Below are 14974 nucleotides of genomic sequence, written 5' to 3'. Positions count from 1 at the left end.
AGAGAGCCTTGCCGCAGCTTTATTGCTTTAAAGTAGGTAAACACGGCTTACCAATCGGCACCCTTTGGCGTGACTTCGAGGGTGCAGCATGCTTGATCTCCCTCAGGAGGGCAGCATGGCCGATAATCCGATGCTCAAGTTCGTAGCGACGAGGCAGTCCTATCCAGAAAAACGCCCGGCCGATCTGCGCGCCGAAGATTTTGCCGAGATCGCGCGCGCTTATGCGGTCGGGAAAGCGGAGGAGCAGGCGGGACGCTGCTCGCAATGCGGCGTGCCCTACTGCTCGACGCATTGTCCGCTTCACAACCACATCCCCGATTGGTTGCGGTTGACGGCGGAGGGGCGCCTCCGCGAGGCGTACGAGCTTTCCTCCGCGACCTCGACCATGCCCGAGATCTGCGGCCGCATCTGTCCGCAGGATCGTCTGTGCGAGGGCAATTGCGTCATCGAGTTCTCGGGCCACGGCGCCGTGACCATCGGCTCGATCGAGAAGTTCATCACCGACACCGCCTGGGCGGAAGGCTGGGTTGAGCCGGTCGTGCCGGCACGCGACCGCTCGGCGCAATCGGTGGGCATCATCGGTGCGGGGCCGGCGGGTCTCTCCGCCGCCGAGTATCTGCGCGGCCACGGCTATGACGTGCACGTCTACGATAGGCACGATCGCGGCGGCGGGCTGCTCGTCTACGGAATCCCCGGCTTCAAGCTGGAGAAGGAGGTGGTGGGCCGTCGGATCGAGCGGCTGCGCGACTCCGGCATCCACATCCATCTCGGCTTCGAGGTCGGTCGCGACGCGACGCTTGGCCAACTCCGCGAGCGCCACGACGCGCTGCTCGTCGCGACCGGCGTCTACAAGGCGCGTGCGATCAAGGCGCCGGGCGTCGGATCGGGCGCGATCGTCAAGGCGCTCGACTATCTCATCGCCTCCAATCGCAAGGGCTTCGGCGACGTCGTTCCGGGTCACGAGGACGGCACGCTCGACGCGGCCGGCAAGAACGTCGTCGTGGTGGGCGGCGGCGACACCGCTATGGACTGCGTGCGTACCGCCGTCCGCCAGGGCGCCAAGTCGGTCAGATGCCTCTACCGCCGCGATCGCGCCAACATGCCCGGCTCGCAGCGCGAGGTCGCGCACGCCGAGGAGGAAGGGGTCGAGTTCGTCTGGCTGTCGGCTCCCGAGGCGTTCGACGAAGGCCGCGTGCGCGCGACCAGGATGCGGCTGGGCGCCGCCGACGCCAGCGGCCGGCGAACGCCCGAAGCGGACCCGGAGGGCAGCTTCACGCTCGACGCGGACCTCGTCGTCATGGCGCTGGGCTTCGACCCCGAGGACCTGCCGCAGATGTTCGGCGCGCCGGAACTCTCCGTCACGCGCTGGGGCACGCTGCGCGTTGATCACCGCACGATGCAGACCTCGATCCCCGGCGTGTTCGCCGCCGGCGACATCGTGCGCGGCGCCAGCCTCGTCGTCTGGGCGGTGCGCGACGGCCGCGACGTCTCCGAACGGATGCACGCCTGGCTGAAGGAGAAGGCGAAGGTCAGCCCCGGCGCAGTGATGGAGGCGGCGTAATGTTGGCGCTCTTGGCCGCGCTTGCTGCCGCTGCGACCCCCGCGCCCGTGCAGGCCTCGTCGTCACCGCTGCCGATCGCGGCCCCGGCCGAACAGAACCTCGTTGTTGCGCGGCAGATGCTGGTGGCGATGTACCCGCCTTCCGAACGTGAGAAACTCTTCTCCGCGATGCAAGATGGCCTGATGGCTAACATGATACCGGGGTTCAAATCCGGGATGGAGGTCACACCCGGCTGCCGTTGCGATCAGATGATTGATCGCTTCAGCGCGATCGTGTCCGAAGACGCTCGTGAGCATCCGGTCGATATGAACAAATTGTTCGAGGTTTATGCCCGGGCTTACGCTCGCAACTTCACGGTTGCTGATATGCAGTCGATAACTAGTTTTGTCGGGACAACCGCCGGATCGCGCTTCATGCAGCGGGGTCAGGTCATGGTGTCGGATCCGGACGTCTCACGATTGCTGACGGAGCAGACGGCAGCAAGCATAAAACGACTGGGCCCTAAACTCTCCGCCCTTCGCGCAGAAATGGCTGCAGCAAAGACCGAAGGCGTCAAGCGATGATCAATGAAGCCGAACGCCTCCGCCTCGCCCGCGAGGGCATGTACCGCCCCGAGTTCGAGGGCGACGCGTGCGGCGTCGGCCTCGTCGCCGCCACCGACGGCCAGCCCTCGCGCCGCGTCGTCTCCGCCGCGATCGACGCGCTGAAGGCCGTGTGGCACCGGGGCGCGGTCGACGCCGACGGCAAGACCGGCGACGGCGCCGGCATCCACGTCGAGCTGCCCACCGGCTTCTTCGACGACGCGATCGAAAATGGCGGTCACCGCGCCGGCCCCGGCCGCTTGGCCGTCGGCATGATGTTCCTGCCGCGCACCGACTTGGGCGCGCAGGAAAGCTGCCGCACCATCGTCGAGAGCGAGATCATCGAGTTCGGCTACACCATCTACGGCTGGCGGCAGGTGCCCGTCGACGTGTCGGTGATCGGCGACAAGGCGATGGTGACCAGGCCGGAGATCGAGCAGATCATGATCCAGGGGCCGCGCCCCGATCAGGTCGACGCGGCGGAGTTCGAGAAGAATCTCTATCTCATACGCAGGCGCATCGAGCGGCGCGTGATCGAGGCGCAGATCAACGGCTTCTACGTCTGCTCGTTTTCGTGCCGCTCGATCATCTACAAGGGGCTGTTCCTCGCCGAGGAGCTCAGCGCCTTTTATCCGGACCTCGAGGACGAGCGTTTCGTCAGCCGCTTCGCGATCTTCCACCAGCGCTACTCCACCAACACCTTCCCGCAATGGTGGCTGGCGCAGCCGTTCCGCACACTGGCGCACAATGGCGAGATCAACACGATCCGCGGCAACAAGAATTGGATGAAGAGCCACGAGATCAAGATGGCCTCGATCGCCTTCGGCGAGCATTCGGAGGACATCAAGCCGCTGATCCCCGCGGGCGCATCGGACACCGCCGCGCTCGATGCCGTCTTCGAGGCGATCTGCCGCGCCGGCCGAGACGCGCCCACCGCCAAGCTGATGCTGGTGCCGGAGGCGTGGGTGGAGGCCGTGGACCTGCCGCAGGCGCATCGCGACATGTACGCCTACTACGCCTCGGTCATGGAGCCGTGGGACGGGCCGGCGGCGCTGGCGATGACCGACGGGCGCTGGGTGGTGGCGGGCGTCGACCGCAACGCGCTCCGCCCGCTGCGCACCACGCTCACGGCCGACAACCTGCTGATCGTCGGATCGGAGACGGGGATGGTCGTCGTTCCCGAATCGACCATCGTGGCCAAGGGCCGGATCGGACCCGGACAGATGATCGCGGTGGATCTCGACGAAGGCGTGCTGCTCGGCGACGCCAAGCTCAAGGACAGGCTCGCCGCGGCCCACCCGTTCGGCGAGTATATCAAGGACTTCAAGTCCCTGGACGATCTTCCTGCCGTGGACGGCGAGACGCGGCCATCCTGGTCCCGCGCGGAGCTGATCCGGCGTCAGGTCGCCGCCGGGCAGACGATGGAGGATATGGAGCTGATCCTCTCGCCTTGCGTCGACGACGCCAAGGAGGCGATCGGCTCGATGGGCGACGATACGCCGCTCGCGGTGATTTCCGACAAGCCGCGCCTCATCAGCCAGTTCTTCCGCCAGAACTTCAGCCAGGTGACCAACCCGCCGATCGACAGCCTGCGCGAGACGCGGGTGATGAGCCTCGCCACGCGGTTCGGCAATCTCGGCAACATCCTCGACGTCGAGGCGGCGCAGCCCAACATACTGGTGCTTGAGTCGCCGGTCCTGTCCTGCGAGGACTGGCATCGGCTGAGGGCGCACTTCGGCCCATCGAGCGCCGAGATCGACTGCACCTTCGCCGTAGATGGGGGTCCTGACGGGCTGCGCGCCGCGATCGCCGAGATCCGGCGCAAGGCCGAGCAGGCGGTGCGAGAGGGCCGCTCCGAGCTGTTCCTCACCGACGAGGGCGTCGGGCCGGACCGCGTCGGCATCCAGATGGTGCTCGCCGCCGCCGCCGTCCACACCCACCTCGTGCGGCGCGGCCTGCGATCCTACGCGTCGGTCAATGTGCGTTCGGCCGAGTGTCTCGACACCCATTATTTTGCCGTGCTGATCGGCGTCGGTGCGACGACGGTGAACGCGTATCTCGCCGAAGCGGCGATCGCGGACCGTCATGCGCGCGGGCTGTTCGGCGAGCGTTCGTTCGCTGAGTGCGTGGCGCGCTATCGCAAGGCGATCGGCGACGGCCTGCTCAAGATCATGGCCAAGATGGGCATCGCGGTTATCTCCTCCTATCGCGGCGGCTACAATTTCGAGGCGGTGGGCCTGTCTCGCGCGCTCGTCGCCGATCTCTTCCCGGGGATGCCCGCCAAGATTTCCGGCGAAGGCTATGCAAGTCTTCACGTCAACGCATTGGAACGGCACGAGAAGGCGTTCGACGCCGGGGTCGCGACGCTGCCCGTCGGCGGCTTCTACCGCCAGCGCGGGGGAGGCGAGGCGCACGCCTACTCGGCGCAACTCATGCATCTGCTTCAGACGTCGGTGGCCACCGACAGCTACTCGATCTACCTGCAGTTCGCGCGCGGCGTGCGCGACCTGCCGCCGGTCTACCTGCGCGACCTGCTGGAGTTCAATTGGGCGCGGGAAGCGATCCCGATAGACGAAGTGGAGGCGATCACCGAGGTGCGGAAGCGCTTTGTGACGCCGGGCATGTCGCTGGGCGCGCTCAGCCCGGAGGCGCACGAGACGCTGGCGATCGCGATGAACCGGATCGGCGCCAAGGCCGTCTCCGGCGAGGGCGGCGAGGACAGCATCCGCTACGCCCCCTACGAAAATGGCGACAATGCCAACTCGGTCATCAAGCAGGTGGCGTCGGGCCGCTTCGGCGTCACCGCAGAGTATCTGGGCGCGGCCGAGGAGCTGGAAATCAAGGTCGCGCAGGGCGCCAAGCCCGGCGAGGGCGGCCAGTTGCCTGGCTTCAAGGTAACCGAGTTCATCGCGCGTCTCAGGCACTCGACGCCGGGCGTGACGCTGATCTCGCCGCCGCCGCATCACGACATCTATTCCATCGAAGACCTGGCGCAGCTCATCTATGATCTCAAGCAGATCAACCCGCGCGCCCGCGTCTGCGTGAAGCTCGTCTCGTCCGCCGGCATCGGCACGGTGGCGGCGGGCGTCGCCAAGGCGCATGCCGACGTGATCCTCGTCTCGGGCCATGTCGGCGGCACCGGTGCCTCGCCGCAGACCTCGATCAAATATGCCGGCACGCCCTGGGAGATGGGGCTTACCGAGACCAATCAGGTGCTTACCCTCAATGGTCTCAGGCATCGTGTGAAGCTGCGCACTGATGGCGGCCTCAAGACCGGGCGCGATATCGTGATCGCCGCCATCCTCGGCGCGGAGGAGTTCGGTATCGGCACGCTCAGCCTGGTCGCGATGGGCTGCATCATGGTGCGCCAGTGCCACTCGAACACCTGCCCGGTGGGCGTCTGCACGCAGGACGAGGCGCTGCGCGGCAAGTTCGTCGGCACGCCTGAGAAGGTCATCAACCTCATGACCTTCATCGCCGAGGAGGTGCGCGAGATCCTCGCGCGGCTGGGCGTCCGCTCGTTGGACGAGGTAATCGGCCGCACCGAACTGCTCCGCCAGGTCAGCCGCGGCGCCGAGCATCTCGACGACCTCGATCTCAACCCGATCCTCGCCAAGGTCGACGCCGCGGACCATGAGCGCCGCTTCGCGATCGCCACCTTCCGCAACGAGGTGCCCGACAGCCTCGACGCGCAGATGCTGCGCGACGCCGCGCCCGTGTTCGCGCGCGGCGAGAAGATGCAGCTTTCCTACTCCGTCAGGAACACGCATCGCGCGGTGGGTACGCGTCTCTCCTCGGAGATCGTCTCCAGGTTCGGGATGAGCCACTTGGCGGAAGGCCATATTCACGTGCGGCTGCGTGGCAGCGCGGGTCAATCGTTGGGCGCGTTCCTCGTGCGGGGCGTGACGCTGGAGGTGTTCGGCGACGCCAACGACTATGTCGGCAAGGGGCTCTCGGGCGGGATCATCGCAGTAAGGCCCACCGTCTCGTCACCGCTCGATTCGCAGGCGAACGCGATCGTCGGCAACACCGTGTTGTACGGCGCCACCGCCGGCGCGCTCTACGCGGCGGGGCAGGCGGGGGAGCGCTTCGCCGTCAGGAACTCGGGCGCGAACGTCGTCGTAGAAGGCTGCGGCGCCAATGGCTGCGAGTATATGACCGGCGGCACCGCCGTGATCCTCGGCCGCGTCGGCGACAATTTTGGGGCGGGCATGACCGGCGGCATGGCCTTCGTGCTCGATCAAGACGGCAGCTTCGCGCGTCACGCCAACCCCGACGCGATCGTCTGGCAGCGCGTCGCGTCGGCGCACTGGGAGGGCGTGCTGAAGGCGCACGTCGCCGCGCACGTCCAGCGCACCGACAGCCGTTGGGCGCGCACGCTGCTCACCGACTGGGAGCATATGGTCGGTCGCTTCTGGCAGGTCTGCCCCAAGGAGATGCTGACGAGGCTCGCGCACCCGCTCGACGACAGGGAGGTCGCGGAGGCGGCGGAATAATACTTGTGTTCCCTGTCCGTTCCTTTATTCGGGCGAGAGGGAGGACCGCATGGCACGTCTGAACTATGTCGAGCTGCCGGTGGGTGAGACGCAGGCGAGCGCCGCCTTCTACGAGAAAGCGTTCGGCTGGACGATGGCCGCGTTCGGGCCGAGCTACGCCTCGACCCTGACCGGCGACACCGATGTCGGGCTGCAAGGCGATGCGACGGAGGCGACAGCCGCGCCGCTGCCGGTGATCGCGGTCGACGATCTGGAGGCGGCGCTGGAGCGCGTGAAGCAGGCTGGCGCCGAGATCGCGCGCCCGGCCTTCTCCTTTCCCGGAGGACGCCGCTTCCACTTCCGCGATCCGTCCGGCAACGAGCTCGCGGTCATGCAGGCGGATTGAACGCCTCCGGTTCGCACCGCTTCAATCTGCCCTCATGCCGATTGTGCCGCCGCCGCGTCGCTCCTAAGGCGAGGCGATCATGTGGCAGCTCTACCAGTTCCCGCTCTGCCCGTTCAGCCGCAAGGTCCGGCTCCTGCTCGGCGAGAAGAATGTCGGCTACGAGCTGGTGCGCGAGAACCCGTGGGCGCGGCGCGACGAGTTCCTGCACCTCAACCCCGCCGGCCAGACGCCGGTGATGGTGCAGGGGCAGCTCAGCCTCGTCGACTCGGTCGCGATCTGCGAGTATTTCGAGGAGACGATCGACAAGGCGCCGATGCTGGGCGGCTCGGCCTCGGCGCGCGCGGAGATCCGCCGCCTCGCCGCTTGGTTCGATCAGCGCATGTATGCCGAGGTGGTGGCGCCGCTGATGCACGAGCGCATGATGAAGCGCGTCGTCCAGCGCGCCTCGCCCGATGCCAAGGCGCTGCGCGAGGCGATGAAGCAGGCGGACGCGCACCTCGACTATATTGACTGGCTCCTCGATCATCGCCGTTGGCTGGGCGGGCCGGTGCTGAGCCTCGCCGACCTGACCGCCGCCGCGCACATCTCGGTCGCGGACTATCTTGGCGGGATCGATTGGCGCGGGCACGACCAGACGAGGCAATGGTACTCCGGCCTGAAGAGCCGGCCCTCGTTCCGTCCGATGCTGTCCGAGCGGATGGAGGTGATCGGCCCGCCCGAGCATTACGACAAGGTCGACTTCTGGGAGTGAGCGGCGGGGCGGACGGAAGCCGGCCACCGCCTCCTACGGCTCGCAGCCGCCGCTCGCGGCGTCCTTGACGCGAGCGCCCGAAGCGCCGACTCTTCCGCTTCCGTCTTGAGGGAATGGCCGATGTACCGCGTCCTGGAGCCGATCGCCGAGGCCGCGCCCCCGCCGGCCGACCTGCGCCGCGTGGATGCGCATCCCGATCACTGGTATCCGATCGCCTGGAGCCGCGAACTCAAGCCGGGCAGGATGCTGGCGCGCGCCTATGCCGGCGAGCCGATCGTGGTGGTGCGCGCCAAGGATGGCACGGTCTTCGCGCTGGAGGATCGCTGCGCTCACCGCCAGGTGCCGCTCAGCCACGGCGTCGTGAAGGGCTGCACCGTGCGCTGCGGCTATCACGGTTGGGCCTACGACACCGCCGGCAAATGCGTCGACGTGCCGTATCTCGGCCGCGCGCGCCTGCCCAACGGCGTCAGGAGCTACCCGGCGCACGAGGTCGACGGGCTGATCTTTGTCTTCCCGGGCGATCCCGCGCTCGCCGACGCTCGCCGTCCGACCAGCCTCGGCGCCCGTGCCGACAAGACGTATAGGACGCGCGAGCTCAACCGCGAGGTGGCCGCGCACTACACGTTCATGCACGAGAACCTGTTCGACATGAACCACCAGTTCCTCCACCGTCGCCAGATGGGGCTGATGAAGGCGACGTGCCTCGGCAAGTCCTCGGGCGCGGACTGGGCGGAGGTGTCCTACACCTTCTCGCGCGAGGCGGGGCGCGGCACGATCGGCGAGGGTGCGATCATCGCGCTGATGCGCGACCGCGACGAGGGCGCGTCCAAGGACCGCATGGTGATCCGCACTGACTACCCGCGCCAGTCGCTGAAGTTCTGGGTGGACGATGGCGATCCCGTGTTGTCTGTGTGGCTGGGCTATACGCCGCTCGACAGGGAGCAGCGCACCAACCGCACCTTCGGCTACCTGTCCGTGAAGAAGCCGGGCATCCCGGCGCTGCTGGCGATGGCGTGGCCGTTCATCACGCTGTTCACCGAGTCCATCTTCAAGGAGGACAAGGACATCGTCGAGATGGAGCAGCGCGCCCACGACGCGCAGGGCTGCGATCGCAACAACGAGGTGTTCCCGCCGATCCGCGACCTCCGCGCAGTCCTCTCGCGCTGCGGCGTGCCCGCCGCCGTCTGACCAACTCGTCCGCCCCATCATGGGCCGAGCGGATCGCGGCGGGTGAGATGGTGCGCGCCGCCCCCGTACATGGGGTAGCTCGCGCCGTCGTGGCGTCGATCGCGGGTGCCGCGGAGGCATCCATTGCGGTTCGTCGCCCGTTGAGCGGTGATGAGCAAGAACGAGCCGCCGCGCCTCCTTGACCTCCCCGTCGGCATCGACGCGATAGGCGAGCGCGCCGAGCATGACAGCATGGGCGAAGTGGCGGTGCCCGCCCACCGCTACTGGGGCGCGCAGACGCAGCGCTCGCTCCATCATTTCGCGATCGGCGGCGATCGGATGCCGGTGGCGGTCTACCGCGCCTACGGCATCGTCAAGAAGGCGTGCGCCGACACCAATGCCGCGCTGGGGCTGCTGCCGGAGTGGAAGCGGCAGGCGATCGTCCGTGCCGCCGACGAGGCGATCTCCGGCGCGCTCGACGATCATTTCCCGCTCTACGTCTGGCAGACGGGCTCGGGCACGCAATCGAACATGAACGTCAACGAGGTCCTGGCGAACCGCGCTACCCAGCTGACGGGCGGGACGATCGGCAGCCAGCAGTCGATCCGTCCCAATGACGATGTCAACATGAGCCAGTCGTCCAACGACACCTTCCCGGCCGCGATGCACGTCGCGACGCTCGCGGCGATCAACGAGCGGCTGCTGCCCGAGCTGCGCCTGCTGGCCGACGTGCTTGAGGATCGAGCCGCGCGCTGGATGGACGTGATCAAGGTCGGCCGCACTCATCTCCAGGATGCGGTGCCGCTCACCGTGGGGCAGGAATGGTCGGGCTGGGCAGCGCAGCTTCGCGCCTGCATCGAGGAAGTGGAGCGGTCGCGCGCCGGGCTCACCGAGCTGGCGCTGGGCGGCACGGCGGTAGGCACCGGGATCAACGCCCCCAGGGGCTTCTCTGTCGCGGTCGCGGCCCGCATCGCCGAGCTGACCGGGCGGCCGTTCGTCACCGCGCCCAACAAGTTCATGGCGCAAGGCTCGCTCGACGCGATGGTGCGCGCGAGCGCGGCCTTGCGGGGCGTCGCGGTGGCGCTGATGAAGATCGCCAACGACATGCGCTGGCTCGCGTCGGGCCCGCGTTGCGGCATCGGCGAGCTCAGGCTGCCCGAGAACGAGCCCGGCTCCTCGATCATGCCCGGCAAGGTCAACCCGACGCAGTGCGAGGCGATCGTCATGATCGCGATCCAGGTGATTGGCGAGGACACCGCCGTCGCCTTCGCCGGCTCGCAAGGCAATTTCGAGCTGAACGCGATGCGGCCGATCATCGTGAACAACGTCCTTCACTCGATCGCCATTCTGGCGGACGGCTGCGAGATGTTCCGCCTGCACTCTGTCGAGCGAACCGAACTCGACAGGCAAGTGATCGCCGCCCACGTCGAGAACACGTTGATGCTAGTGACAGCGTTCTCGCCAGAGATCGGCTACCAGGCCGCCGCCCGCATCGCCGAGGACGCGCACGCGACCGGCGCGACGCTGCGCGAAGCCGCGCTACGCTCGGGCCAGGTGACGGCCGAACGATACGACGCGCTGATAGCACCGGCTACGATGGTGGGTGAGGGGCTGGCGGGGGCTTGAGCGCCGGTTGCTTCATACATGGTCGAGGGGAAGGTGGCCCTAGTAGCGTACACAATGAACGTCCGTTGGTCTGTGGATCCTAACGCTGAACAGGTTTCGGCCAATTGAATCGTCTACGCGAATTACTGGCGAAACACCAAAGGAGGTGCCTACCCGGAGCTGCGCCGTATGTGATCTGATGCGCGATGATCCGAGGCTGGCATAGAAAGTTAAACGCCGTGATCGTTGCATCTTAGAAGCAAGCTGTCCTCGGATAACTATACAGAGACCTCTAATGTCGCCGGCAACGCAGCGGCGGATCCGCTTGAAGACCTGCTTGTCACTTACGGATGAAAGTCTATTGGCGCAGTAGAATTGGCCGCTGTCGTAATCAGCGAATGATGTGGCCTCTTGGAGGCGCTTGGCAGAACTCGAACACGGCAAGTCTGGGCGCGAGTGCAGCTTGCGGCGGGAGAGTTCGCGCCCAATAAAAGACGGCGTCCCACCACCCGCCTATCAGAACACCCCCAGCGCCTTAAGGCTCGCATGGCCGGTCGTGCCGATGACGATGTGGTCATGGAGCACGATGCCGAGCGGCTTGGCAGCTGCCGCGATTTCCTTGGTGAGAGCGATGTCCTGACGTGAGGGGGAGGGATCGCCGCTGGGATGGTTGTGGACGAGGATGAGCGAGGCGGAGCCGAGCTCGATCGCGCGGCGCAGGAGCTCACGGATATGGACGGTCGCCTGGTCGGTCGAGCCTTCCGCGACCAGCTCGTCGCGGATCAGCCGGTTTTTGGTGTCGAGGTGGAGGAGGCGCACGCGCTCGATCCCGATATGCGCCATGTCGGCCTGGAGATAGTCGAGCAGCGCCTGCCAGCTCGCCAGCACCGGGCCCTCCTTCGCGCGCTGGCGCAGCAGGCGGAGCGCTGCGGCATCGACGATGCGCAGCGCGGCGGCCGCGCCCTCGCCCATGCCGGCGACGCGCATCGTCTGCGCCGGCGTCGCGGCGAGCAGCGGCGCCAGCCCGCCGAACTCGCGCAGCAGCGCCTTGGCGAGCGGCTTGGTGTCGCGACGCGGAATGGCGAGCGCCAGCAGATACTCGATCACCTCATGATCGGAGAGCGTCTCGCCGCCATGATCGAGCAGGCGCCGGCGCAGGCGCGAACGGTGGCCGGCGGCATCGGGAACAGCGTCGCTCATCGCCGCGCACGCTAGCAGCGCGGGCGCGGCCCGCAATCGGCCGCTGGCGGTGGCGCGAGCTCTCGCCTAATGCGCGGACAGGGAGCAAGGGTCGAGGCTTGGCGGAAGGGCACGAGACGGGGACGGCCGATCGCGCGGGCGATCGGTCGCGCGTCGTGGTGGCGGGCACGATCGCGGGCGGGCTGGTCGTCGTCGGGATCGCCGCCGCCTGGATCGAGCGCGCGCCGATCGTCGCCCACTACGCCGATCGCGCTTTCGCGGCGCGTGGCGTCCCGGCGCGGTACCGCATCGCCGCGATCGGGCCCTTCGCGCAGCGGCTGGAGGACGTCTCGATCGGCGACCCGCGCGCGCCCGATCTCGTCGCGCGCGTCGTCGATGTTCGGCTCTCCTACGGGCTGCACGGGCCGAAGCTGGTGGCGGTCGCGGCCGACGGCGTGCGGCTGCGCGCGCGCGTGATCGATGGCCGCGTGACGTTCGGCGCGATCGACCGGCTGCTGCCGGCACCCTCGGGCGCGCCGCTGGCGTTGCCCCACGTGGCCGCGACGCTCGACGACGCGATCGTCCGGCTGGAGGCGCCGGCGGGCACGGTGATCGCGGCGGTGAGCGGGCGCGGCAGGCTCTCGGACGGCTTTCGCGGGCGGGTGCGCGCGGCGAGCAGGCGGCTGGCGGCCGGCGGCTGCGTGATGTCGGGCGCCACGGCGGACGTGCGCCTCGCCGTTGATGATCGGCGGCTACGCGTCGCCGGACCACTGGCGCTCGACAGCTTGACCTGCCCCACGATCGCGACGGGGGCGGGGCGCGCGCGGGCCGACCTCGCCTTCGCGGCCACGCTCGATCGCTGGCGGGGCGAGCTCGCGCCCTCGGGCTTCGCGGGGCAGGCGGGGCGCACACGATTCGGCGCGCTCGGCGGCACGATCGGCGTCGGCGGCACTCCGAGACGGATCGAGGGCGAGACGCACCTGACAGTGGCCGGCGTCGCGACGGACGACGTGGCGGCGACGGGCGCGCGCGCCGACGGCCGCTACCGCTACGTGCCTGGCGCGGCGGGCCTCGTCTATGCCGGGCTCGTGACGCTCGATCACGCGCGGCTCGACGGGCGGCGCCGGAAGGCACTGGCGGCGGCAGGGAACAAGCTTGCGGGCACGCCGGTCGCGCCGCTGGCGTCGCGCCTGGCCTCCGCGTTGGCGGCGGCGGCGGCCGACGCGCGCGCGACGATGCAGGTGGCGCTGACCGCGGGCGGGCCGGCGGGCACGGCGGTGCGCGTCCGCCGGCTGGATCTCACGGCGGCGAGCGGCGCGCACGCGCGGGTGACGGAGGGCGGCGGCTTCGGCTGGAGCGTGGCCGAGCGGGCGTGGCGCGCCGACGGACGGATCGAGGCGGGTGGCGGCGGGCTGCCCGGCGTCGCGCTCGCGCTGACGCAGCCCCGCGCCGCCGCGCCCGTCGCCGGTACCGCGACGATCGCGCCCTACGTGGCGGGCGGCGCGCGGCTGGCGCTAGCGCCGGTCCGCTTCGTGGGCGGGCGCCACACCCGCTTCGCCACCGTGGCGACGCTCGACGGACCGCTCGGCGGCGGGGCGATCGAAGGGCTGTCGGTGCCGCTCGCGGGGCGGATCGGCGGCGGCGATTTGGTGCTCGGAGAAGGCTGCGTGCCGATCGCCTTCCGCGCGCTCGCGATCGCCGGCACGAAGTTTGACACAGCGCATCTGCGCGTCTGCGGGCTGGACGGCGGGCCCATCGCCTCGATGCGGCACGGCGTCGTTCGCGCGGGGTTCGCGGTGGAGCGCCCGCGCCTGGCCGGCCGATCGGGATCGTCCCCGCTCACGCTCGCGGCAGACCGCGTGCGCGTCGATCGCGCGGGCCTGGAGGTGGACGCGCTGGCGGCGCGGGTCGGAGCGGGGGACGCGATCACGAGGCTGGAGGTCGCCCGGATCGACGGCGGCTTCGCCGGCGACCTCTCCGGCCGCTTCGCCCGCGCCGGCGGCCAGATCGCCCGCGTACCGCTCGCCCTCTCGGACGCGGCGGGAAGCTGGCGGTTCGCGAACGGCAGGCTCGCGCTCACGGGCGGGCTCGCGCTGTCCGACCCGGGGACGAGCCCGCGCTTCCGCACGATGGCGGCGCGCGACGTGACGTTGACGCTGGCGGGCGGCGGCATCGCCGCCAGCGGCGTGCTCGCCGAACCGAGGACGGGGCGGGAGGTCGCGAACGTCGCGCTCCGCCACGATTTGAGAAGCGGCGCCGGCGACGCGCGGCTGACGGTGCCGGGCATCGGCTTTGACAAGGCATTCCAGCCCGACATGCTGACGCCGCTGACGCTGGGCGTAATCGCCAACGTCGCGGGTACGGTCGCCGGAAACGGACGCATCGCCTGGAACGCCGCCGGCGTGACCAGCAGCGGCGACTTCGCGACCGACCGCATCGATCTCGCCGCCGCCTTCGGACCGGTGACGGGAATCCGCGGCGCGATCCACTTCTCGGACCTGCTCGGCCTCGTCACGCCGCCGGCACAGAGCGCGACGATTGCGGAGATCAACCCCGGCGTCATCGTGGCCGACGGCACGGTGCACTACCGGCTGCTGCCCGATCAGCGCGTGGCGGTCGAGGATGCGCGCTGGCCGTTCGCGGCGGGCACGCTGACTCTGGAGCCGACCGTGCTGGCGTTCGGCGATGGTGCGTGGCGCCGCATGACGTTCCGGCTGTCCGGTCTCGACGCCGCCGCCTTCGTGCAGCAGCTGGCGCTTCCCAACCTCTCCGCCACCGGCACCTTCGACGGCGTGCTGCCGATGATCTTCGATCAGGCGGGCGGGCGGATCGAGGGGGGCTCGATCGTGGCTCGGCCGCCTGGCGGCACCATCGCCTATGTCGGCGAGCTCTCGCGCCAATCGATCGGGACGATGGGCAAGCTCGCCTTCGACGCGCTGAAGGCAATTCGCTATTCGCAGTTGTCGATCGCGCTCGACGGGCGGCTGGACGGCGAGATCGTCAGCCGCGTCGCCTTCGCGGGCGTGCGCCAGGCGACGCCGGACGCGAGCTATGCCGCGCGGCTGCTCCACGACCTGCCGTTCCGATTCAACATTGCGGTGCGGGCGCCGTTCCGGGCGCTGGTCGGCACCGCGCGCTCCTACGCCGATCCTTCGCTGCTGCTGCCCCAGGCGGGGCATGGCCCGAGGGTCAGCGAGGCGCCTGGCGGCGCTCCCATTCAGCCCACCGCAAGCGAGGCCGTGCGATGAC

The 14974-nt window shown here is 69.0% G+C and carries 9 protein-coding genes; 8 read left to right on the top strand and 1 reads right to left on the bottom strand.

All coding sequences use genetic code 11. The features are described from left to right. Positions 1 to 115 precede the first annotated feature (115 nt). The 7 genes from ACOFKX_RS03265 (at position 116) to fumC (ending at position 10567) form a co-directional block, all read left to right on the top strand. Positions 116 to 1561: an NAD(P)-dependent oxidoreductase gene (locus tag ACOFKX_RS03265; RefSeq protein ID WP_419825658.1), complete on the top strand. Its 1446-nt coding sequence runs from the start codon at positions 116 to 118 to the stop codon at positions 1559 to 1561. Then, positions 1561 to 2124: a hypothetical protein gene (locus tag ACOFKX_RS03260; protein WP_419825657.1), complete on the top strand. Its 564-nt coding sequence runs from the start codon at positions 1561 to 1563 to the stop codon at positions 2122 to 2124. Before ACOFKX_RS03265 ends, ACOFKX_RS03260 begins: the two co-directional genes overlap by 1 nt. Beyond that, complete coding sequence (gene gltB, locus ACOFKX_RS03255) at positions 2121 to 6638, top strand: glutamate synthase large subunit (RefSeq protein WP_419825656.1); 4518 nt, start codon at positions 2121 to 2123, stop codon at positions 6636 to 6638. Before ACOFKX_RS03260 ends, gltB begins: the two co-directional genes overlap by 4 nt. Positions 6639 to 6687: 49 nt before the next feature. Then, the gene (locus ACOFKX_RS03250) at positions 6688 to 7023 is read left to right on the top strand and encodes a VOC family protein (RefSeq protein WP_419825655.1); all 336 of its coding nucleotides are present in this window, start codon (positions 6688 to 6690) and stop codon (positions 7021 to 7023) included. 79 nt (positions 7024 to 7102) lie between these two features. Beyond that, positions 7103 to 7774 (top strand): glutathione S-transferase family protein, encoded by a 672-nt coding sequence (locus ACOFKX_RS03245; protein ID WP_419825654.1) that lies wholly within the window; start codon positions 7103 to 7105, stop codon positions 7772 to 7774. 120 nt (positions 7775 to 7894) lie between these two features. Next, positions 7895 to 8962, top strand: a complete 1068-nt coding sequence (locus ACOFKX_RS03240) for a Rieske 2Fe-2S domain-containing protein (protein WP_419825653.1) — start codon at positions 7895 to 7897, stop codon at positions 8960 to 8962. Between the two features lie 150 nt (positions 8963 to 9112). After that, positions 9113 to 10567 carry a class II fumarate hydratase gene (fumC, locus tag ACOFKX_RS03235; protein ID WP_419825652.1) on the top strand — a complete coding sequence of 485 codons (1455 nt, stop codon included), beginning with the start codon at positions 9113 to 9115 and terminating at the stop codon, positions 10565 to 10567. 495 nt (positions 10568 to 11062) lie between these two features. Here the strand turns inward: fumC and radC are convergent, their stop codons facing one another. Beyond that, the gene (gene radC / locus ACOFKX_RS03230; protein ID WP_419825651.1) at positions 11063 to 11746 is read right to left on the bottom strand and encodes a RadC family protein; all 684 of its coding nucleotides are present in this window, start codon (positions 11744 to 11746) and stop codon (positions 11063 to 11065) included. A gap of 98 nt (positions 11747 to 11844) precedes the next feature. Here radC and ACOFKX_RS03225 point away from each other — a divergent pair, with 98 nt between their 5' ends. Then, positions 11845 to 14973 (top strand): intermembrane phospholipid transport protein YdbH family protein, encoded by a 3129-nt coding sequence (locus tag ACOFKX_RS03225; protein ID WP_419825650.1) that lies wholly within the window; start codon positions 11845 to 11847, stop codon positions 14971 to 14973. Position 14974 lies beyond the last annotated feature (1 nt).

Origin of the sequence: Sphingomonas sp., from assembly GCF_965200105.1 — a bacterium.
Lineage (GTDB): Bacteria > Pseudomonadota > Alphaproteobacteria > Sphingomonadales > Sphingomonadaceae > Solisphingomonas.
This window is presented reverse-complemented; position numbering and strand designations above follow the sequence as displayed.